The following is a 21389-nucleotide window of genomic DNA, read 5'->3' as shown; positions in this document are numbered from 1 at the left end:
CGCCTAGATGCGGCGCTCGACCATCATCTTCTTGATTTCGGCAATCGCCTTGGCCGGGTTCAGACCCTTCGGGCAGGCCTGGGCACAGTTCATGATCGTGTGGCAGCGATACAGACGGAAGGGATCCTCGAGATTGTCGAGACGTTCGCCCTTGGCTTCGTCACGGCTGTCGATCAGCCAGCGATAGGCCTGCAGGAGAACTGCCGGACCGAGATATTTGTCGCCGTTCCACCAGTAGCTCGGACAGGAGGTCGAGCAGCAGGCGCAGAGAATGCACTCGTAGAGACCGTCGAGCTTGAGGCGATCCTCATGGCTCTGCTTCCACTCCTTGGCCGGCGTCGGAGATACCGTCTTCAGCCACGGTTCGATGGAGCGGTGCTGGGCATAAAAATTGTTGAGGTCCGGAACGAGGTCCTTGACGACCGGCATATGCGGCAGCGGGTAAACCTTGACCGTGCCGTTCACCTCTTCCATGCCCTTGGTGCAGGCAAGCGTATTGGTGCCGTCGATGTTCATCGCGCAGGAGCCGCAAATGCCTTCGCGACAGGAACGGCGCAACGTCAGGGTCGGGTCGATCTTGTTCTTGATATACAAGAGACCGTCCAGCACCATCGGGCCGCAATCGTCGATATCGATGTAATAGGTATCGATGCGCGGGTTCTGGCCGTCATCCGGGTTCCAGCGATAGATCCGATATTCCCGAACGTTCTGGGCACCTTCCGGCTTAGGCCAGACCTTGCCTTCGGTCATCTGGGAATTTTTTGGGAGAGCGAGTTCAACCATGGTCCAATTCCCTTCAGATCAATAGACGCGGGCCTTCGGCTCGATCTTGTAAGGATCGATGCCGTCGGCAATCAGGTCGGTGTGGACCGGGCGGTAGTCGAGCTTGACGTCACCCGCATCATTGACCCAGGCGAGCGTGTGCTTGCGCCAGTTGACGTCGTCACGGCCGGCGAATGCACCCTCGGTGTAATCCTCGCGTGCATGGGACCCACGGCTTTCCTTGCGGGCTTCCGCGCCGTAGACGGTGGTGATGGCGTTGGCCATCAGGTTGTGCAGTTCTAGCGTCTCGACGAGATCGGAATTCCAGATCATCGAACGATCGGTGACCTTCACATCCTTCATCTCACCCCAGATCTGGCTCATGCGGCGACAGCCGGATTCGAGCGATTCCTGAGTACGGAACACGGCAGCATCGTCCTGCATGGTGCGCTGCATGCGGTCACGCAGAACGGCCGTCGGCGTACCGCCGGAAGCGTGACGCAGACCGTCGAAACGATCCATGATCTTGTCGCAGGCGGCAGTGTTCAGTGCCGGGATCGGCGAGGCACGGTCGATGACCTGACCGGCGCGGATGGCGGCGGCGCGGCCGAAGACCACGAGGTCGATCAGCGAGTTGGAGCCGAGACGGTTCGCACCGTGAACCGAGGCGCAACCGGCTTCACCCACGGCCATCAGGCCGGGCAGGATGCGTTCCGGATTGTTGCTGTCGGCATTGAGCACTTCGCCCCAATAGTTGGTCGGAATGCCGCCCATATTGTAGTGAACCGTCGGCAAGACCGGGATCGGCTCGCGGGTCACATCGACACCGGCAAAGATCTTTGCCGATTCCGAAATGCCCGGAAGACGTTCGTGCAGAACGGCCGGATCGAGATGGTCGAGATGCAGGAAGATGTGATCCTTGTTTTTGCCGACGCCACGGCCTTCACGGATTTCCATCGTCATGCAACGCGAAACCACGTCACGCGAGGCAAGATCCTTGGCCGAAGGCGCATAACGCTCCATGAAGCGTTCGCCTTCGGAGTTGACGAGATATCCGCCTTCGCCGCGTGCACCTTCGGTGATCAGGCAACCTGAACCGTAAATGCCGGTCGGGTGAAACTGAACGAATTCCATGTCCTGCATCGGCAGGCCGGCGCGTGCCACCATGCCGCCACCGTCGCCGGTGCAGGTATGAGCGGATGTCGCCGAGAAATAGGCGCGGCCATAACCGCCGGTCGCGAGAACCACCATCTTGGCGGCAAAACGATGGATCGTGCCGTCATCGAGGTTCCAGGCCACGACGCCTTCGCAGCGACTGCCATCGTCCGACATGATCAGGTCGAGCGCAAAATATTCGATGAAGAATTCGGCATTGTTGCGCAGCGACTGGCCATAAAGCGTGTGCAGGATGGCGTGACCGGTACGGTCGGCGGCAGCGCAGGTGCGCTGTACCGGCGGGCCGGCGCCAAAGTTCTGCATGTGGCCGCCGAATGGGCGCTGGTAGATCTTGCCTTCTTCATTTCGAGAGAAGGGCACGCCGTAATGCTCGAGTTCGTAAACGGCCTTCGGCGCTTCCATGACCATGTACTGCATGGCATCCACGTCGCCCAGCCAGTCGGAACCCTTGACGGTGTCGTAAAGGTGCCACTGCCAGCTGTCCGGCGTCATGTTCTGCAGCGAGGCGGCAATGCCGCCCTGTGCCGCGACGGTGTGCGAACGCGTCGGGAAGACTTTTGTGATGCAGGCGGTTTTAAAACCCTGTTCGGCCATGCCGAGCGTGGCGCGCAGGCCGGCGCCACCGGCGCCGACGACGATCACGTCATAGGAATGGTCGACATAGGTGTAAGCTTTGCCGTTCTGAGCGGCCCCTTGGGCGATAGGTGTAACGGATGCCATGGCGGGTTATCCTACGAACGCAATTTTCAGAACGGCGAAAAGACAGAGCCCACCGATCAGCATTGCAAAGAATGTATTGAGCATCATCACGAAGAACTTCAGGCCTTCATGATGGACATAGTCAACGATGATTTCCTGCACGCCGATGCGCATGTGCACGAGACCGGCAATGATCATCATGCCGAACAGCACGGCGACGATCGGGTTCGACAGCGCACGCACGACATCCTCGTAAGGCGCACCGGCATAACGGATCAGGAAAATGATGAAGAAGATGGCCAGCGGCACCATGGCCACGGCAGACATCCGCTGCACCCAGAAATGCTCGGTGCCTGCCTTGGCAGAACCGAGACCGCGAACTTTGCCCAGAGGCGTACGCATATCCATGATTTTTCCCCTCAGATCGCCAGACCGACGATCCAGATCACCACGGTGAGACAGATCGATACGATCGGCAGGGCAATTGCCAGCTTGGTGGTGAAGTGCTTGTCGAAGCCGTGACCCATGTCCCACATGAAGTGGCGCATGCCGCCGAGCATGTGGTGAACCAGAGCCCAGGTATAACCGAACAGCACGAGAAGACCGATCCAGGTGCCGAGCAGCCAGCTGATCCAGTCGAAATATGGCTTGCCCGAGGCTGCGGCAATTAGCCACCATGCCAAAATAATGGTTCCCACAGCCAGTGCTCCACCGGTAATACGGTGAACAATCGACATGACCATAGTGGGAATAGGCTTGTAGATTTGCAGGTGCGGCGACAGGGGCCGCTTATTCGTCACATTCGCCATCATATCCTCGCGGCGTATCACGGGGCGCGCAAACCTCCTGGCGCTCTCCCGGCAATGCACGATGCCGAAGAAATGTGCATTGCATCATGCGATGCTTTAATCGCCGATTGCCGCGACCACAAGCTTATTTCAGAGCGATTCCGAATTTAATCGATTGGGGAACTGCACTGTCATGCAGCATTTCTATCCCGCCGAAACTTAACCATTTCAGTCAGTTTTCCGGAAACAGAAAAACTACTGGCGTTTTCCCGATGCATATGTGTTAACGGTTGATTAACCGTAATGCGTTCGGAGGATCCGCCATGAGGGCGAAAAGCATCTGCCGCGGCATGACTGCCGCTCTTCTGTTTGTGTGCGCCGCAACCATCGCCGATGCCCGTGATCATTCTCTCGGCAGCGGAAATGGACCACTCGGCAACAATCTCGGTATTCAATCCTACGGTGGCGGCGAAAGCAGCACGGGTTATTATACCCGTGCAAGGCATGACGCATTCTACGGCGTCCGGCACGGCACGATCGTGTCGACCCGCTCCGCAGCTTATCGCACATTCGTGACGATCGACGGCCGTGATGATGCCGGCAAATCTTCCCTGGCGCCAAGAGCCAAGATCATCGATGTGGATCCCGTCGCCTATAACAACGCCTTTGCCCCGCGCAATGGCTGCGTCATTGAATCGGGTGTCTGCGTGATTCGCGGCGACCGATAGGGCTTACGCTCAAGCGAACCGCCACACGGTGGTTCGCTTGACCTCGCTATCTTCCAGCGCACGGGTCACCGGCACTTCATAGGTCGCCAAGGCGAAGAGGCTATCCTTCGGGCAATAGGCGCGGCCGGGATCACCAGCGATGACGTGTCTACCCTCCGCCGCCAGCCGCTTGAACCACGGCACCAGAGTCGCGGCAAAATCTCTGTCGTAAAAGACATCGCCGGCGAGGATAACATCGGCATCAACCTTTCGACCAATCAGGTTCTCGCGGGTGAAGCTGAATTCAACACCATTGGCGTCCGCATTCAGCGACACCGCCGTTTCCACCCATGGGTCGATATCGGCGGCAAGAACCTGCGCCGCCCCGGCCTTCATCGCCGCAATTGCCACCAACCCGGAGCCGGTTGCAAAATCCAGGACACGCTTGCCGGCCACCAGTTCGGGATGATCGAGCACATGGCGGGCCAGCCCCTGCCCACCCGCCCAGGCAAAAGCCCAGAAGGGCGGCGGCAGGCCGATTTCCTGCAACTCGTCCTCGGTTTTCAGCCAGAGATCATGCGCTTCGCTGGCCAGATGCAACAACACTTCCGGCACATGCGGCGGGCGCATGAGATCGGTATTGGCCAGAATGAAGTTTTTGGGATCGGTCTTCACGCCGCACCCGCCTTCAGATCAATCCGGTGACTTCGGCGGATTATCGACACCACCGAGACGGCAGATCTCGAAATATTCCTCGTCCGTCACCGGCTGCACCGAAAGCCGCATGGACGTGACCAGCGACATCTTTTCGAATTTCGGATTGGCCTTGACGTCCTTGAGCGTGATCGGCTTTGGCACATCGGTGACGGCACGGATATCCACGCAGTCCCACTTGGGGTCGCCCTTTGCCGACGAATCGGGATGCGACAGCGCGCAGACCTCGACGATGCCGACAATCTCCAGCCCCTCGTTGGAGTGGTAGAAGAACCCCTTGTCGCCGATCTTCATGGCCCGCATGTTGTTGCGCGCCTGATAGTTGCGCACGCCGGTCCACTCTTCGCCGACAGCGCCCTTGGCCTTCTGCTGTTCCCAGGACCAGACATCGGGTTCGGATTTGAAAAGCCAGTAAGCCATATGCGATCAAGCCTTCGGCGGGTTGAAAACCCAGTTGAACGGTTTCACTTCGACCTTCTCGAAGAGGCCAGCCTTTGCATAAGGATCCGCATCGGCCAGTGCCTTGGCTTCTTCGATCGTTGCGGTCTCGACAATCACCAGACTGCCATTCGGCTTGCCATCGGCATCGAGAAACGGGCCGGCCATTTTCAAAATGCCCTTTTCGTTGAGCGCCGTCAGGTGCTCCACATGCGGCGGGCGCGTGGCCATCCGCAATTCGAGCGAATTCGGCTTGTCGGTGCAGATGAAGGAAAAGAGAGGCATCGTGTCAGAACTCCCGTGATAAAATCATTCCGTGGTGATCGGCCGCGTCATCAACGCTTCCATGGCAGCGCGAACCCCGAGGCGACCATCGATGATCGCGGCAACAGCTTCGGCCACCGGCATTTCAATACCATTTTTGCGCGCCAGCCTGACGGCGACAGAGGCGGTATGTGCCCCTTCGACCAGCCCACCCGCCGCAACATCCGCTGGCACGCCTTCACCGAGCGCGATACCGAAACGCAGATTGCGCGACTGATGGCTGGTCGCCGTCAGCACCAGATCGCCCAGCCCCGAAAGCCCGCGAACCGTATCGGCAGAACCACCCAGCGCCACGACCAGACGCGACATTTCCGCAAGCCCACGCGCAATCAGCGCCGCTCGGGCGCTGTCGCCCAGACCGGCACCCTCCACGACACCACAGGCAATCGCCAGCACGTTTTTCAGTGCGCCACCCAACTGAACGCCGATGCGATCGGATGAGGCATAAAGGCGAAAGGTCGGGCTGGAAATGGTCTGGGCCAGATGTTCGGCTACGCCCAGATCTTCAGCGGCAATCGACATGGCCGTCGGCAGGCCACGCGCGATATCGGCGGCAAAACCGGGGCCGGAAAGAACGGCGACCGTGTTGTTCGGAAGCGAAGCCCGCAACACATCCGTCAGCATGCGTCCCGAAGAACGTTCGATGCCCTTGGCACAGGTGACGACCACGACCTCCTTGCGAAGATAGGGACCGTAATAATGCGCCGCTGCATCATGCGCCTGTGCCGGCATGGCAAACAGAACGAGATCTGCCTGTTCCAGCGCATCCGGCTCGGCCGAAAACTGCAGATTGTCCGGCAAGGGCACACCCGGCAGCACCGCATCATGGATACGGTCATCGCGCAGGTCAGCCATAAGAGCCAGATCACGGCCGATCAGCGTCACGTCCGAGCAGCCATCCAGCGCCATGACTGTCGCGAGCGCGGTGCCGAACGCACCGGCACCGATGACGGCGATCTTCTGACGCTCGCTCATGCCTTCGCTCCCCTTTTGCCGGAACCGAGCAAAGTCTGCGCCGCCGTATCGAGCGGCCAGCGCGAACGCGGCGCAACTTCCAGCGTATCGGGCGACACATCCTGTGCCATCCGCTCAAGCCCGGCCCAGGCAATCATCGAGGCATTGTCGGTACACAGGTTCATCGGCGGCGCGATGAACCGGAAACGATGTTCGGAACACAGCGCCTGCAAGGTACGGCGAATGTCTTGATTGGCGGCAACGCCACCGGCCACGACAAGCGCGGGATTTTCCACGCCGCCATATTCCGCCTTGAAGCGTGCAAGGCCACGGCCGATACGGTCCTTCAATGTGCGCGAAATCGCCTTCTGGAACGAAGCACAGATATCCGCGACATCCTGATCGGAAAGTGGCGCGATTTCTGTCGCCGCCTGCCGCACGGCCGTCTTCAGGCCGGAAAAGGAAAAATCGAGACGGGCTTCGCCAACGAGCGGGCGCGGCAGCACAAAACGATCCGGATTGCCGGACAACGCTGCCTTTTCCACCGCCGGACCACCCGGATAAGGCAGGCCGAGCAGCTTTGCCGTCTTGTCGAATGCTTCGCCGAGCGCGTCATCGATCGTCGTGCCCCAGCGTTCGTATTCACCGACACCCTTGACCAGAATAAGCTGGGTATGGCCACCGGACACAAGCAGCATCAGGTAAGGGAAAGACAGGCCATCCGTCAGCCGCGCCGTCAGCGCATGGCCTTCGAGGTGATTGATGGCATAAAGCGGTTTGCCGGTGGCAAGCGACATCGCCTTTGCCGTCATCAGGCCGACCAGAAGGCCGCCGATCAGGCCCGGACCCGAGGTCGCGGCAATCGCATCGATGTCCGACAGCGACAGATTGGCGCGGGCAAGCGCCTCGTCGATCAGCCCGTCTACGGCCTCGACATGGGCGCGTGCGGCAATCTCCGGCACCACGCCGCCATAGGCGCTATGCTCCTCAAGCTGCGAGAAAACAACGTCGGAGAGAATTTCACCACGCCCGTCGTCGTGACGTGCGACTACCGCCGCGGCGGTCTCGTCGCAGCTGGTTTCGATGCCGAGAATACGCAGAAACGGTGCCATGGGTCTGTCGGATTGATTGCGATGGGGCTAGAAGCCGGTTACGAAGCTACCGCCTAACAATGGATGACTGCGGATGCAAACAAAACCTTTCCGGATCGGCACGCGCGGCAGCCCGCTTGCGCTCGCCCAGGCTGCCGAGACCCGTTCCCGGCTGATGGAGGCCCATGGCCTGCCAGAGGAAATGTTCGAGGTCGTGGTGCTGTCCACCAAGGGCGACCGTATTACCGACCGCGCCTTGAGCGAGATCGGCGGCAAGGGCCTGTTCACCGAGGAACTGGAACAACAGCTGCTGTCCGGCGAACTGGATTTTGCCGTTCACTCGTCGAAGGACATGCCGACATGGCTGCCGGATGGCTTGGAAATTTCGGCCTATCTCCCACGCGAGGATTTTCGTGATGCCGTCGTCGGTCGCACCGCGCCGAGCCTGACCGCCCTGCCCGACCGCGCCATTGTCGGCTCCGCCTCGCTGCGCCGACAGGCCCTGATCCGCCGCATGCGCCCGGATATCGAGGTCATCGTGTTCCGCGGTTCGGTGGAAACCCGCCTGCGCAAACTCAACGAAGGGCAGGTTGACGCCACGCTTCTGGCGCTGGCCGGCCTGAAACGCCTCGGTCGCGAGGATGTGATCACCGAATTGCTGGACCCGACGGAATTTCCGCCGGCCCCGGCACAAGGTGCGATCTGCATCGAAAGCCGTGTCGGTGATCGTCGCGTGCTGGACCTGCTCGAAGCCATCAACCACAAGCCGACCTATGATGCGGTTTCCTGCGAACGTGCCTTTCTGGAAGTGCTGGACGGTTCCTGCCGAACACCGATCGCCGGTTATACCATCGTCGATGGCGACCACCTGAAATTTTCCGGCCTTATCCTCACGCCGGATGGCACCCAGGAACATGCCGTCAGCATCGACGGTTTGTGCGCTGATGCCGTCAAGCTCGGCAGGCAGGCGGGTGAAACCGTGCGCACCGCGGCCGGCCCCGGCTTTTTCGCAAGCTGGAGCTGACCGATGCGGGTGGTGGTAACGCGGCCGCTCAACAGGGCTGAAGCCACCGCCACAGAACTTCGCGGCATGGGGCACGAACCGTTGCTGTTGCCGCTCAGCGAAGCCCGGCATCTGACGGGTGCAGCCGAGCAAGCCCTTACCAAGCCTTACCCGGCCATTGCGCTGACGAGCGCTGAAGCATTGCGAGCGCTGGCGAGCTTCGATCTCTCGACACATCTGCACACACCGCTGTTTGCCGTTGGCCGCAAGACAGCGGCAGCAGCGGAAGATGCTGGCTTCAAAAATATCCGTATAGCCGATGGCGACGGCGCTTCGCTTGCAGGGCTGATTGTCCAGCACGCCCCGTCCCATGTTGTCTATCTGACGGGACGGCCACGATCACCAACGTTTGAAACGGCGCTCGACGCAGCCGAAATCCTGTATTCCATCATCGAATGTTACGAGATGGTGCCGCTTCAGCCCTCAACTGCAGACATCCAGTCGCTGCTTGTCGCGCCACCCGACGCCATTCTTTTCCATTCGCGCGAAACAGCCCGCCTCTTTTTCGCGCTGCCGGCAATTGCCGACAGTCTGGCGGCATGGCGCTCCAGCAAGATCGCCTGCCTCGGCGCGCGCATCGCCGACGCCATACCTGCCGCCTTGCAGGACCGGGTAAAAATTGCCGAACGACCTGATGAAGCCAGCTTGCTGGCACTTCTGTAACCATCACGTCGGATAACAAGGCACTCGCAGCGGCCTAATTGGGCCTACGCCCCTTCCCTTCGCTGGTCGCGCTGTCTACTTTTGTTTTGAATGCCAAGAAATGAGGTTGCCATGGTTTCGGACAAGCCCCCACGCCGCTCCAAATCGGACAAGTCTCCCGTCACGATCGATCTTGCGGCCGAAGACGTCAGCACGATTGCGACCCCCGTGCGCAGTGATGACAGCGACATTCCGGCGGCTGCGGCAAAGCCGGACGCCAAGGCGGCCGATGCCGGCAAACCTGCATCCACCACGGATGACACGGTGACATCCAAGGCTGAAACGGCAAAGCCGGCAGACACCAAGGCCACCGATGCAAAACCGCCGGCAGCGAGCAGCACGGCAACCGGCAAGGTTGAACCGACCAAGGCAGCCGAGGCGCCCAAGCCGACCGCTACGAGCGGCGGACCGGGATCAACTCCGACACCGGCGGCAAACACCTCTTCCGGCAGCAGCGCGGCCGCATCCGGAAGCAATCATGCAAGCGCCAATACGGTCGGCAGTTCTGCCAAAACAGACGCCCCCAAACCCTTCGGCACCAGCACTGCCGGCGCAAGCAGCACGGCCGGCACCTCATCGACGGCGGCAAAACCCGATCCGAAACCGGCAACAACCGGCACTGGCGCAACATCGGCCACCAAGGCACCCGCCCGGCAGGCACCGGCAACCTCCTCATTGATCGCCGCCGGCATCTTTGGCGGCATCGTCGCCCTGGCGCTGGCCGGCAGCATGTTTTACGCAGGCATCATCCCCGGCACATCGAGCGGCAACACGACTGAAAACGCTGCACTTCAGCAGCAGATCGACAGCCTGAACCAGCAACTGGCATCCAGTACCGCTGCAATCGAGGCTCTCAAGACGGCGGCAACGGCGGGCAATGGTGGCGATGTCAGCGCCGAGATCGCCGAGCGGCTGGCGGCTCTGGAAGCCAGGATTGCCGAAGCCGGTTCCGCCACAGCGACCACCGACGCCCTGACGCAGCGGCTGGCGGCGCTGGAAACCAAGGTCGACGAGCCCGGCCGTGGAGAGGCCGTCGCCAAGGCGCTTGCCGCTTCCGCATTAAAAACCGCCATTGATCGCGGCGGCCCCTTTACCGGCGAACTGCAGACCTTTGCCGGCATCGCCGGTAGCGATCCAGCCGTTCAGACGCTGGAAAAATTTGCACAGTCAGGCGTGCCTTCGGCATCCGACCTCGTCCAGAAATTCCCGCAGACGGCCACGGCCATCCTCAACACTGCCCACCAGACCGATGAACAGGCCGGCATCGGTAGCCGGCTGTTGTCCAGCGCCATGCAGATGGTCAAGGTTCGTCCCGTCGGCGATGTCGAGGGTGATACGCCGGAAGCAATCGTCGCGCGCATGGAAGACAAGCTGCGCAAGGGTGATCTGAAGGGTGCATCGACGGAATGGGATGTCCTGCCGCAGCCTGCCAAGGATGCGTCTATCGCCTACAAGCAGACGCTCGATGCCCGTATCGAGGTCGATGGCCTTGTCGACAACACGCTCAACCGCGCCATTTCTGGCGCCAGCAATGCAGGCTGAGGTTCATCGATGATCCGTTTGTTTTTATTCGCCATCGTTGTTCTGGCCTGTGGCTGGGGATTTTCCTGGCTGGCCGATCGCCCGGGCCTGATCGCTATTACCTGGCAGGGCCAGTTGATCGAAACCAGCCTGATGGTGGCCGCCACGCTGCTGGTCGCCATCGTTGCAGCCATGATGTTCATCGGCTGGCTGGTGCGCATCCTCTGGAGTTCGCCGCATCTGGTGCAGCGCCATTTTCGCGCTCGCAAGCGTGATCGCGGTTATCAGGCGCTCTCGACCGGCCTGATCGCCGCCGGCGCCGGCAATGCCAATCTTGCCCGCAAGATGAGCTTGCGCAGCCGCAGCCTGATCCGCGCCGATCAGGAACCGCTCATCCTACTGCTTGAAGCACAGACCGCGCTGATCGAAGGCAAGCATGACGAAGCCCGTTCGATCTTCGAATCCATGTCGCAGGATCCTGAAACCCGCGAAATCGGCCTGCGTGGCCTCTACATGGAAGCTCGCCGCCTCGGCGCCGATGAAGCAGCAAAACAATATGCCGAACGTGCCGCCGAAAACGCGCCCTACCTGCCCTGGGCAGCACAGGCGACGCTCGAATACCGCTCGCAGGCCGGTCGCTGGGAAGATGCCATCCGCCTGCTCGATCAGCAGCGCGTGGCCGGCATTATCGAACGCGATAAGGCCGATCGCCTGAAGGCCGTGCTTCTGACCGCACAGGCCGGCGAAAAGCTGGAGGGTGATCCGCGCGGTGCGCGCGACAATGCCACTGCTGCATTGAAACTGGCCAAGGATCTGGTTCCGGCCGGCGTGATCGCCGCCAAAGCCTATGCCCGCGAAAACAACCTGCGCAAAACAGCCTCCGTTCTCGAAAACCTCTGGAAGATCGCGCCGCATCCGGAAATCGCCGAAACTTACGTCCGTGCCCGCAGCGGCGACAGCACCGTCGACCGCCTGAAGCGTGCGGAAAAACTGGAGGCCCTGCGTCCCAACAATGTCGAATCGCTGATCGCGGTTGCCCGGGCAGCGCTGGACGCGCGCAATTTTGCCAAAGCGCGCGCGAAGGCCGAGGCCGCCGCCCGCATGGATTCGCGCGAAGGCGTTTTCCTTCTCCTCGCGGATATCGAGGAGGCAGACACCGGCGATCAGGGCCGTGTGCGCCACTGGCTCGGCCAGGCATTACGTGCGCCGCGCGATCCGGCATGGGTGGCCGACGGCATCGTTTCGGACCACTGGCTCGCCGTATCGCCCAAAACGGGCAGGCTGGACGCATTCGAATGGAAGGTGCCGTTCGGCCAGCTGGAAGGCCCTGTTGAAGAAGGCAGTCTGGCCGAAAACGCCATCGCCAGCCTGCCGGCCGTCCACACGGCGCCAGAGCAGACGGACGTGAAGGTTGCCGAGACGAAGCCGGAGGATAAAACCTCCACAGCGACGGAACCGACAGCTGCTCCTGCACCCGCCCCTACCCCCGCACAGACCGAAACGCCAAAATTTTCGCCGCTGACCTTCAAGGTTGAGGAAAAGCCGGTCTCCAAACCGGTCCCAAAACAGACACCCGCGCCTGCGCCCGTACCGGCCAAAACCGAACCTGCGACGAGCGAAGCGGAACCCGATCCGTTCAATGGCCGGCCACCGGATGATCCGGGCGTAAAGGATCAGACTGCAAGCAACGAAGCCCCGACACGATTGAGGCTCTATTGATGCTGGAGAGGATACAGGCGTTTCTCCAGACATTGACGGTCGGCCGCTCCGAAAACGAGTTTTCGGGCGACGATCCGCGTGTCGCCTTCGCGGCGCTTTGTTTTCAGGTCATGGAAGCGGACGGCCAGGTTTCGAAGTCCGAGATGCAACGCCTGAAGGATCTGCTCGGGGAGCGTTACAGCCTGACAAGCGGTCAATTGCAGGCACTAATCGAGGCGGGTCAGGAAGCCGGCCTCGAGGCGGTAGATTATTACCGCTTCACCTCGGACCTGAAACGCCATCTGTCGCCGGAGGAATGCACGGAACTGCTCGGCATTCTCTGGGACCTCGTTTATGCCGATGGTGACCGCAGCGAAATGGAAGACCACGTCATCTGGCGGGTTGCCGATCTGCTCGGCATATCCTCGCGGGATCGTGTTCTTCTGCGTCAGCAGGCCGCCTCGCGTGCAAAATCGGAAAACCTCGCAGAGGAGACTGAGGAACAGGAATGATCGTCCCGCCTGCCCGCCGCACGAACAAGGCACCGATACTCGTCGTCCTGCATCAGGAACGGTCCTCCCCCGGTCGGGTCGGGCAGATGCTGGTGGAAAAAGGTTATCCGCTCGATATCCGCCGCCCCGCTCTCGGCGAAAGCCTGCCTCCGACGCTTGCCGATCATTCCGGTGCGGTCATTTTCGGCGGACCGATGAGCGCCAATGACGAGCATGATTATGTCAGGGACGAGATCGACTGGATCAAGGTACCTCTGAAGGAAAACAAGCCCTATCTCGGCATCTGCCTTGGCGCGCAAATGCTGGTGCGCCATCTCGGCGGCAAGGTGCATGCCGACAAACAGGGCATGACCGAAATCGGCTGGTATCCGATCCGCCCGACCGAACACGGGCGCCTGCTCACGCATTGGCCAAAGATGGTTTACCAATGGCACCGCGAAGGGTTTGAGGTGCCGCGTGGTGCAAAACTTCTGGCGGAAGGCGATGCCTATCCGCATCAGGCCATCCGTTACGGCGACAATGCATGGGGCGTGCAGTTCCACGCCGAACTCACCCGCGCCATGATGCAGCGCTGGGTCGTGCATGGTGCCGAGCGCTTTACGATGCCGAATGCGCAGGTGGGAAGCCGGCACCTGGAAGGCCGGATGCTGTTCGACCAGCCCCTCAAGGAATGGCTGTGGAACTATCTCGATCTGATTTTCGAACCGGAAAAGCAGGAAGCCGAACTGCCCAGATACAGCCCGGCTCCGGAGCCCGCAAACGCCTGAGCGTTACCGTTCCGTACGATCCGGCGCCTGCAGGCTGTCGATTTTTCGAAGTTGCGGAAAACCGAGCGACCAGATCACTGCCACCGCCAGCGTCCCGAAACCGCCGATCACGACGGCAGGAACCGCGCCGATGAAATGCGCCATCGTGCCGGCGCGGAATTCGCCGAGTTCGTTGGACGCGCCGATGAACACGCTGTTGACGGCGTTGACGCGGCCACGCACTTCATCCGGCGTCCAGAGCGCGATCAGCGTTTCGCGGACATAAACGGAAATCATGTCGGAAGCGCCCATCACCGCAAGCGCGGTGACCGATATCCACGGTGTCTGCGACAGGCCGAACACCGCCGTGCCGAGACCGAACAGGGCAACGCCCACAAACATGGCAATGCCGGCATTGTGCTGGATCGGCCGGAAGGCCAGCCAGATCGCCACGATGATGGCGCCAACGCCCGGAGCGGAACGCAGCAGGCCGAGACCGAGCGGACCAAGAGCAAGGACGTCGGTCGCAAACACCGGCATCAATGCGACGGCGCCGCCGAGAAGCACGGCAAACAAGTCGAGCGAGATCGCACCCAGCACTACTTTTTCGCGGCTGATGAAGTGGAAGCCCGCAAGAATTTCCGTCCAGCTGGTAGCCTTGGATGATGTGCGCTGCGCCGGTTTCGGAATGATCGACACCAGAACGGCACCAGCTAAGAACATGGCAAGCGCCACCGAATAGGCGATCGAAGCACCGAGACCATAAAGCAGGCCGCCGGCCACCGGGCCGATGATCGATGCCGTCTGCCACGAGGACGAATTCCAGGCGATCGCGTTGGCTAGATCCTTTTCCGGCACGAGATTGGGCGCCAGCGACTGCACGGCCGGGCCCATGAAGGCGCGCTCGATGCCGAACAGCACGAGGATGATGAAGACGGGCAGCGGCTCGAAAGCCCCCGCCAGCGTCAACCCCAGAAGTGCAGCGGCAGAAATGGCCGCCAGCGCCATGCAGGCCGACACGATGACACGGCGATTGTAACGATCCGCCACCGAGCCGGTGACAAGGATCAGCAGCAGCGCCGGCAGGAACTGCACGAGACCGATCAGGCCGAGATAAAGCGTATTGCGCGTCACCTCATACATCTGCCAGCCGACGGACACGCTGACGATCTGGATGGCGAAGGCGGCCAGGAAACGTGACGAGAAAAACAGGGCGTAGGAGCGATGCCGAAAGGCGGCAAAACGGTCTCCCGAGGTCGAGATGCTCATTGAAAACGCACTTTCAGAAAGCCGACAAAACGGCAGGACTGTCACGAACGCGCGTTAAGCATGTTTTTTCTGAGCCAACGGCGCGGCACTTGCTCGTTAAGTCTCCAATGTCTACATGTCTGTCAACCACGAAATGGAGAACTCGATGGCGGGCATTATTTTCGCTCTGATCCAAGTCATTCAGATGGCACTGACGCTGTTCGTCTACATCCTTATCGCCAGCGCCATCTTTTCCTGGCTCTATGCGTTCAACGTCATCAACTCACGCAACCAGTTCGTCAATTCGATTGGTTCGTTCCTCTATAACGTCACCGAACCGGTGCTGCGCCCGATCCGCCGCGTGATGCCGAACCTCGGCGGCATCGATATCTCGCCGATCGTGCTGATCCTGATCATCTACTTCCTGCAGATGATCATCGCCAACCCGATTGCACCGGCACTGATCTCGCTGGTTTCCTAAGGGGATCGGCTTGAAAGAGCCCTTCAGCCTTCACGACGATCATTTGCGGCTCTCGGTCCGGCTGACGCCGAACGGGGGCCGCGATTCTATCGAGGGTGTTGAAACGGACGCCGAAGGCAATGCTTATCTGAAGGCACGCGTTTCCGCCGTGCCGGAAAACGGCAAGGCCAACAAAGCGCTGGTTGCGCTTCTTGCCAAGAAACTTCGTGCGCCCAAAAGCACGATCAGCTTCATTTCAGGCGAAACGTCGCGCAAAAAAATCCTCCGGATCGAGGGCGACCCGGAGGATTTGAAAGCGAATCTGGAAGGCCTGATCAGCCCTTGATCAACCTTGGGCCTTGTAACGCTCGATCGCTTCGACGATCAGCTTCTTGGCAACGTCGACGTCCTGCCAGCCGCCGATCTTCACCCACTTGCCGGGCTCCAGATCCTTGTAATGCTCGAAGAAATGCTCGATCTGCTTGAGCGTGATTTCCGGCATGTCAGTGTAGTTCTTGATCTTGTCGTAACGCTGGGTCAGCTTCGGAACCGGCACGGCAATGATCTTCTCGTCCTTGCCGCCATCATCTTCCATGATCATGACGCCGATCGGACGTACGTTGATGACGCAGCCCGGGATGAGCGGACGCGTGTTGCAGATCAGTACGTCGCACGGATCGCCATCTTCCGAAAGCGTGTGCGGAATGAAGCCATAGTTACCCGGATAGGTCATCGGCGTGTAGAGGAAGCGGTCGACGATCAGCGCGCCGGCATCCTTGTCCATCTCGTACTTGATCGGCTGGCCGCCGACCGGCACTTCAACGATGACATTGACGTCTTCAGGCGGGTTTTTGCCGATGGAAATGGCGTCGATACGCATTCTGGTCCTCGAAGTAATTGAACATTCGGGGATTTGGATATCGGGATTTCAGGGACATGGCAACCTGCCATTTACCAAACCCGATTGGGCATCGGGTACTGGCTACAGCCGGAATCAGGGCCAGACGAAACCGATCTTGCGCAGATTGGCACCATCGAAATCTTCCATGCCTTCGGCCAGATCATGACCACCGTGACGACGGAAGAAACGCGTGGCGTTTTCACTGTCTTCCAGGCACCAGACGACAAGGCCGTTGCAGCCCAGCGATTTCAGCAGCCGGCGCGTTTCACCGAAAAGACGGCGTCCAAGGCCGATACCCTGATATTCCGGACGCAGATAGATTTCATAGATCTCGCCATCCTGCGGCAGTGCCTTGGCACGGTTGAGACCCACGGTCGCATAACCGGCAATGGTGCCGGCGACATCGAGCACCAGAAGCGTTGCCGGGCCGCGGGCGGCCTTGCGCCACCAGCCTTCATTGCGACGCTCCAGCATCTGCGTGAGCGGCTTGTGGGGAATGAGGCCCGTATAGGCCTGTGCCCAGGCGGCACGATGCACCTCGGAAATTTCCCTGGCATCGTTCGGCTCGGCGCGCCGCACATCTATGGATAACGTCTTCATAACGTTCACTCTGGTCCGACGGAGGCTGATTCGCCAATCCCGGGAATGACTCCGGTCAGGCTTGCCCACAGGCTAATCGGGTGTTCAATCTTCGTGAAGGTTAACGCTTTTTTAACGACCGCGACAAGCCTGTGTCGTTGCAACGCACATTAAAAAACCCGGCACGAAGGCCGGGTTTTTCCGTCTTGGTTAAGACGCTTGATCAGAGAGCGGCTTTCGACTTGTCGAAGCGCTTGCGGTCGTTGGCGTCGAGGTAGATCTTGCGCAGGCGGATCGACTTCGGCGTCACTTCCATCAGCTCGTCGTCCTGGATCCAGGAGAGCGCACGGTCGAGCGTCATGCGGATCGGCGGGGTCAGGCGAACGGCTTCGTCCTTGCCGGCCGAACGGATGTTCGTCAGCTGCTTGCCCTTCAGAACGTTGACCTCAAGGTCGTTGTCGCGGGTATGGATGCCGATGATCATGCCCATGTAAACCTTGTCGCCCGGCTCGATGATCATCGGGCCGCGATCTTCCAGGTTGAACATCGCATAAGCGACGGCTTCGCCAGACTGGTTGGACAGGAGAACGCCGTTGGTACGACCGGTGATTTCACCCTTGTAAGGCTGATAGTCGTTGAACAGGCGGTTCATGATCGCCGTACCGCGCGTATCGGTGAGCAGTTCCGACTGGTAACCGATCAGGCCACGGGTCGGTGCCAGGAACTTCAGACGAACGCGGCTGCCGCCCGAAGGACGCAGTTCGGTCATCTCGGCCTTGCGCTCGGACATCTTCTGAACGACGACGCCGGAATGTTCTTCATCGACGTCGATGACGACTTCTTCGATCGGCTCCATGGTGGTGCCGTTCTCGTCCTTGTGCATGACGACGCGCGGACGCGATACGGCAAGCTCAAAGCCTTCACGGCGCATGGTTTCGATCAGAACGGCGAGCTGAAGTTCGCCACGGCCGGATACGTAGAACGAATCCTTGCCTTCGGCTTCTTCGATCTTCAGCGCGACGTTGCCTTCGGCTTCCTTGTACAGGCGGTCACGGATGACGCGCGAGGTAACCTTGTCGCCTTCCGTGCCGGCCAGCGGCGAGTCGTTGACGATGAAGGACATGGTGACGGTCGGCGGATCGATCGGCTGTGCCTGCATGGCTTCGGTGACCGAAGGATCGCAGAACGTGTCGGCAACGGTGCCCTTGGAGAGACCGGCGATGGCGACGATGTCACCAGCAATCGCTTCTTCGATCGGCTGACGCTCGATACCGCGGAATGCGAGGATCTTGGAGATACGGCCGGTTTCAACCGTCTTGCCGTCTTGGCTTAGAACCTTGACGGCCTGGTTCGGCTTGATCGAGCCGGAAGCAACGCGGCCGGTGATGATACGGCCGAGGAACGGGTTGGCTTCGAGAAGCGTACCGATCATGCGGAACGGGCCGTCTTCGACCTTCGGCTCAGGAACGTGCTTGAGCACGAGGTCGAGCAGCGGCGCCAGACCTTCGTCCTTCGGGCCTTCCGGGTTGACGTTCATCCAGCCATCACGACCAGAACCGTAAAGGATCGGGAAGTCGAGCTGTTCGTCGGTGGCGTCGAGGTTTGCGAACAGGTCGAAAACTTCGTTGATGACTTCTTCGTGGCGACCGTCCGGACGGTCGATCTTGTTGATCGCGACGATCGGGCGAAGACCGACCTTCAGCGCCTTGCCGACAACGAACTTGGTCTGCGGCATCGGGCCTTCAGACGAGTCGACCAGAACGATCGCGCCGTCCACCATCGAGAGAATACGTTCAACTTCGCCGCCGAAGTCGGCGTGGCCGGGGGTGTCGACGATGTTGACGCGAACGCCCTTCCACTCAACCGAAGTCGCCTTCGCGAGAATGGTAATGCCGCGTTCCTTTTCGAGGTCGTTGGAGTCCATGACGCGTTCTGCAACACGCTGGTTTTCGCGGAACGAACCGGACTGCTTCAGGAGCTCGTCAACGAGGGTCGTTTTGCCATGGTCAACGTGCGCGATGATCGCGATGTTGCGAAGTGCCATATTGGGGTTCTCTGAAGTTGGGGCGCGACAATCGGGAGGAGGCGCCAATTTCGTTGGCGCGCTCTTACCCTGTTTTTCCCGTTTGCGAAAGGGGGCGAAGATTTTCGCCCCTCCCTAACCGCTGCTTGCAAAGAATCAATGACAATTCAAAGGCGAAAAATCAGCCATCACTGCCCGAAAGTTCAGCCATCACGGCAAGCCCTCGTTTCTTCAGCATGGCCGTCGGATCCGGCAGCTTGCCACGGAAAGCCTTGTAGGTGTCTTCCGGATCGATCGAGCCGCCAACCGAATAGATATTGTTCTTCAGCTTGCGGGCCATGACCGGATCGAACGCATTGCCGGTTTCCTCGAAGGCGGCAAAGGCGTCGGCGTCCAGCACTTCCGACCACATGTAGGAATAATAACCGGCCGAATAACCGTCGCCGGAGAAGACATGCTGGAAATGCGGCGTGGCGTGACGCATGACCATGGAGGCTGGCATGCCAAGCTCTTTCAAGACTTCCGCCTGCACGGCGAGCGGGTCCTCGACCGGGCCACGGGTATGAAATGCCATATCGACCAGAGCCGAAGAGGTGAATTCCACCGTCGCGAAACCCGCATTGAACGTGGCTGCCGCGAGTACCTTGTCGAGCAGCGCCTTCGGCATCGGCTTGCCCGTTTCGTAATGCACGGCGTATTTTTCGAGAATTTCCGGCACGGTCAGCCAATGCTCGTAAAGCTGCGATGGCAGTTCCACGAAATCACGCGACACGCCGGTGCCCGACACCGACGGATAGGTCACGTTCGAGAGCATGCCGTGCAGGGCATGGCCGAATTCGTGGAACAGGGTTCGTGCATCATCCAGCGACAGAAGCGCAGGCTTGCCGGCAGCAGGCTTTGCAAAATTGCAGACGTTATAGATGATCGGCAGTTCGCCTTCCGCACCGTTGTTCAGCACCAGCTTGTGCTGCGACTGGAAGGAGCTCATCCATGCGCCCGAGCGCTTCGAAGAGCGGGCAAAATAATCCCCGAGGAACATCGCCTTCAGTGCACCGGTTTCATCACGCACTTCAAAAACCCGCACATCCGGATGGTAGGCGGCAACACCGGAAGCCTCCGTGATATCCACGCCGAACAGGCGCTTGGCGACATCGAAACAGGCCTCGATAATCTTTTCGAGTTGCAGATAAGGTTTCAGTTCGGACTCGGAAAAATCGAACATGCGTTCCCGCAGCTTTTCGGCATAAAAACGCCAGTCCCACGGCATGACCGCATGATTCTTGCCCTCTTCGGCAATCAGGCCGGAAAGGCTCTGCTCTTCCTCCAGCGCCTTGGCGCGCGCCTTTTCCCAGACCTGATGCAGCAGGCCGTTCACCGCTTCGGCGGTCTTGGCCATCGTGTTGTCGAGCTTGAAGGCTGCGAAATCGGCATAACCGAGCAGCTTTGCCTTTTCTGAGCGCAATGCCAGCGTTTCCTTGACGATGCCGATATTGTCGGTCGCACCGCCATTGCGACCGCGCGCCACCCAGGCTTCAAACGCCTGTTCGCGCAGATCGCGGCGTTCGGAAAATGTCAGGAAGGGCTCGATGATCGAGCGCGACAGTGTGACCGCATAAGCACCGGCAGAACCGCGATCCTCGGCAGCGGACGCCATCGCGTCACGCAGGAAGGCCGGCAGACCAGCAAGATCGGCCTCATCCGTCAGGATCAGCGACCAGTCCTTTTCATCGGCCAGAACGTTCTGGCCAAAACTGGCGCCAAGACCGGCCAGGGTTTCATTGATCTTGGCAAGGCGCTCCTGCTCATCCTTGGAAAGTTTTGCGCCGGCCTTCACAAAACCCTTCCAATGCCTTTCGAGAACACGGGTCTGCTCCAGATCGAGATTGAGGGTCGAGCGCGCATCCCACAATGTATCGACACGCGCGAACAGCGCTGCATTCATGCCGATCTTCGAATAGTGCCGCGACATTTTTGGCGCGATGTCTCGCTCGAGAGCCTGAATGGTGTCGTTCGTATGTGCGCCAGCCTTGTTCCAGAACAGTGCCGATACGCGCGACAGCGCATCGCCGGCGATTTCCAAAGCGACGATCGTGTTCTCGAAGGTCGGAGTTTCGGTATTGTTGGCAATCGCATCGATCTCGGCTTCATGCGCGGCAAGCGCTGCATCGAACGCGGCGGCAAAATCCCCGTCCTTCACCAGTTCGAATTTCGGAAGGCCATTCGGACCGTTCCAGTCGACGAGGGCGGGATTGATCTGCGGTTCGGTCGCCATGCGCGCTTTTC

General features: G+C 60.1%; 23 protein-coding genes. 9 read left to right on the top strand and 14 right to left on the bottom strand.

The window, feature by feature from the left end; genetic code table 11:
* Nucleotides 1-3: 3 nt before the first annotated feature.
* The 4 genes from J2T09_RS10995 to sdhC are packed head-to-tail and all read right to left on the bottom strand — an operon-like array spanning nt 4 to nt 3446.
* The gene (locus J2T09_RS10995; protein WP_306834230.1) at nt 4-783 is read right to left on the bottom strand and encodes a succinate dehydrogenase iron-sulfur subunit; all 780 of its coding nucleotides are present in this window, start codon (nt 781-783) and stop codon (nt 4-6) included.
* An 18-nt stretch (nt 784-801) separates the two neighbouring features.
* Nucleotides 802-2658 carry a succinate dehydrogenase flavoprotein subunit gene (gene sdhA / locus J2T09_RS10990; RefSeq protein WP_306834228.1) on the bottom strand — a complete coding sequence of 619 codons (1857 nt, stop codon included), beginning with the start codon at nt 2656-2658 and terminating at the stop codon, nt 802-804.
* Between the two features lie 6 nt (nt 2659-2664).
* Nucleotides 2665-3045: a succinate dehydrogenase, hydrophobic membrane anchor protein gene (gene sdhD / locus J2T09_RS10985; RefSeq protein ID WP_306834226.1), complete on the bottom strand. Its 381-nt coding sequence runs from the start codon at nt 3043-3045 to the stop codon at nt 2665-2667.
* 11 nt (nt 3046-3056) lie between these two features.
* Entirely contained in the window at nt 3057-3446 is a 390-nt protein-coding gene (gene sdhC, locus J2T09_RS10980; protein WP_306834224.1) for a succinate dehydrogenase, cytochrome b556 subunit, read from the bottom strand.
* Between the two features lie 302 nt (nt 3447-3748).
* On the opposite strand from sdhC, the gene J2T09_RS10975 reads away from it, so the two are divergent.
* Nucleotides 3749-4153, top strand: a complete 405-nt coding sequence (locus J2T09_RS10975) for a hypothetical protein (protein WP_306834221.1) — start codon at nt 3749-3751, stop codon at nt 4151-4153.
* Between the two features lie 9 nt (nt 4154-4162).
* Here J2T09_RS10975 and J2T09_RS10970 read toward each other — a convergent pair whose 3' ends face one another.
* Genes J2T09_RS10970 through tsaD form a run of 5 tightly spaced genes read right to left on the bottom strand, consistent with a single transcriptional unit; the run spans nt 4163 to nt 7674 of the window.
* Nucleotides 4163-4807: a class I SAM-dependent methyltransferase gene (locus J2T09_RS10970; RefSeq protein ID WP_306834219.1), complete on the bottom strand. Its 645-nt coding sequence runs from the start codon at nt 4805-4807 to the stop codon at nt 4163-4165.
* An 18-nt stretch (nt 4808-4825) separates the two neighbouring features.
* A complete protein-coding gene (locus tag J2T09_RS10965) occupies nt 4826-5266 on the bottom strand; it encodes an EVE domain-containing protein (RefSeq protein WP_306834217.1) in 441 nt (146 codons plus the stop codon).
* A 6-nt stretch (nt 5267-5272) separates the two neighbouring features.
* A complete protein-coding gene (locus J2T09_RS10960; RefSeq protein ID WP_306834215.1) occupies nt 5273-5569 on the bottom strand; it encodes a YciI family protein in 297 nt (98 codons plus the stop codon).
* Between the two features lie 24 nt (nt 5570-5593).
* Entirely contained in the window at nt 5594-6583 is a 990-nt protein-coding gene (locus tag J2T09_RS10955) for an NAD(P)H-dependent glycerol-3-phosphate dehydrogenase (protein ID WP_306834213.1), read from the bottom strand.
* A complete protein-coding gene (gene tsaD, locus J2T09_RS10950) occupies nt 6580-7674 on the bottom strand; it encodes a tRNA (adenosine(37)-N6)-threonylcarbamoyltransferase complex transferase subunit TsaD (protein WP_306834211.1) in 1095 nt (364 codons plus the stop codon). The genes J2T09_RS10955 and tsaD overlap by 4 nt, the downstream gene beginning before the upstream one ends.
* Before the next feature lie 73 nt (nt 7675-7747).
* Between tsaD and hemC the strand changes: the two genes are divergently transcribed.
* From hemC to J2T09_RS10920, 6 genes are all read left to right on the top strand, one after another.
* The gene (gene hemC, locus J2T09_RS10945) at nt 7748-8677 is read left to right on the top strand and encodes a hydroxymethylbilane synthase (RefSeq protein ID WP_306834209.1); all 930 of its coding nucleotides are present in this window, start codon (nt 7748-7750) and stop codon (nt 8675-8677) included.
* 3 nt (nt 8678-8680) lie between these two features.
* A complete protein-coding gene (locus J2T09_RS10940; RefSeq protein WP_306834207.1) occupies nt 8681-9379 on the top strand; it encodes a uroporphyrinogen-III synthase in 699 nt (232 codons plus the stop codon).
* Between the two features lie 111 nt (nt 9380-9490).
* The gene (locus J2T09_RS10935) at nt 9491-10960 is read left to right on the top strand and encodes a mitofilin family membrane protein (protein WP_306834205.1); all 1470 of its coding nucleotides are present in this window, start codon (nt 9491-9493) and stop codon (nt 10958-10960) included.
* A gap of 9 nt (nt 10961-10969) precedes the next feature.
* Nucleotides 10970-12658: a heme biosynthesis protein HemY gene (locus J2T09_RS10930; protein WP_306834203.1), complete on the top strand. Its 1689-nt coding sequence runs from the start codon at nt 10970-10972 to the stop codon at nt 12656-12658.
* Nucleotides 12658-13149, top strand: coding sequence for a tellurite resistance TerB family protein (locus J2T09_RS10925; RefSeq protein ID WP_306834201.1), 492 nt, complete (start codon nt 12658-12660; stop codon nt 13147-13149). The genes J2T09_RS10930 and J2T09_RS10925 overlap by 1 nt, the downstream gene beginning before the upstream one ends.
* A complete protein-coding gene (locus J2T09_RS10920; protein ID WP_306834199.1) occupies nt 13146-13916 on the top strand; it encodes a glutamine amidotransferase in 771 nt (256 codons plus the stop codon). Before J2T09_RS10925 ends, J2T09_RS10920 begins: the two co-directional genes overlap by 4 nt.
* A gap of 3 nt (nt 13917-13919) precedes the next feature.
* Here the strand turns inward: J2T09_RS10920 and J2T09_RS10915 are convergent, their stop codons facing one another.
* Nucleotides 13920-15164 (bottom strand): MFS transporter, encoded by a 1245-nt coding sequence (locus J2T09_RS10915; RefSeq protein ID WP_306834197.1) that lies wholly within the window; start codon nt 15162-15164, stop codon nt 13920-13922.
* Between the two features lie 115 nt (nt 15165-15279).
* Between J2T09_RS10915 and J2T09_RS10910 the strand changes: the two genes are divergently transcribed.
* Both J2T09_RS10910 and J2T09_RS10905 read left to right on the top strand, forming a co-directional pair.
* Nucleotides 15280-15624 carry a YggT family protein gene (locus J2T09_RS10910; protein WP_306834195.1) on the top strand — a complete coding sequence of 115 codons (345 nt, stop codon included), beginning with the start codon at nt 15280-15282 and terminating at the stop codon, nt 15622-15624.
* 10 nt (nt 15625-15634) lie between these two features.
* Nucleotides 15635-15949 (top strand): DUF167 domain-containing protein, encoded by a 315-nt coding sequence (locus J2T09_RS10905; protein ID WP_306834193.1) that lies wholly within the window; start codon nt 15635-15637, stop codon nt 15947-15949.
* On the opposite strand, the gene ppa is transcribed toward J2T09_RS10905, so the two are convergent.
* The 4 genes from ppa to J2T09_RS10885 all read right to left on the bottom strand — a co-directional run bounded on the left by ppa (nt 15950) and on the right by J2T09_RS10885 (nt 21378).
* On the bottom strand, nt 15950-16483 hold the full coding sequence (gene ppa / locus J2T09_RS10900; protein ID WP_306834191.1) for an inorganic diphosphatase: 534 nt from the start codon (nt 16481-16483) through the stop codon (nt 15950-15952).
* 114 nt (nt 16484-16597) lie between these two features.
* The gene (locus tag J2T09_RS10895) at nt 16598-17104 is read right to left on the bottom strand and encodes a GNAT family N-acetyltransferase (RefSeq protein ID WP_306834189.1); all 507 of its coding nucleotides are present in this window, start codon (nt 17102-17104) and stop codon (nt 16598-16600) included.
* Nucleotides 17105-17306: 202 nt separating this feature from the next.
* Nucleotides 17307-19127 carry a translational GTPase TypA gene (gene typA / locus J2T09_RS10890; protein ID WP_306834187.1) on the bottom strand — a complete coding sequence of 607 codons (1821 nt, stop codon included), beginning with the start codon at nt 19125-19127 and terminating at the stop codon, nt 17307-17309.
* A gap of 160 nt (nt 19128-19287) precedes the next feature.
* Nucleotides 19288-21378, bottom strand: coding sequence for a M3 family metallopeptidase (locus J2T09_RS10885; RefSeq protein WP_306834186.1), 2091 nt, complete (start codon nt 21376-21378; stop codon nt 19288-19290).
* Nucleotides 21379-21389: the final 11 nt, after the last annotated feature.

The organism is Neorhizobium huautlense (assembly GCF_030811685.1).
Lineage (GTDB): Bacteria > Pseudomonadota > Alphaproteobacteria > Rhizobiales > Rhizobiaceae > Neorhizobium > Neorhizobium huautlense_A.
The sequence above is the reverse complement of the archived record's forward strand: the minus strand, read 5'-3'. Positions and strand labels throughout refer to the sequence as shown.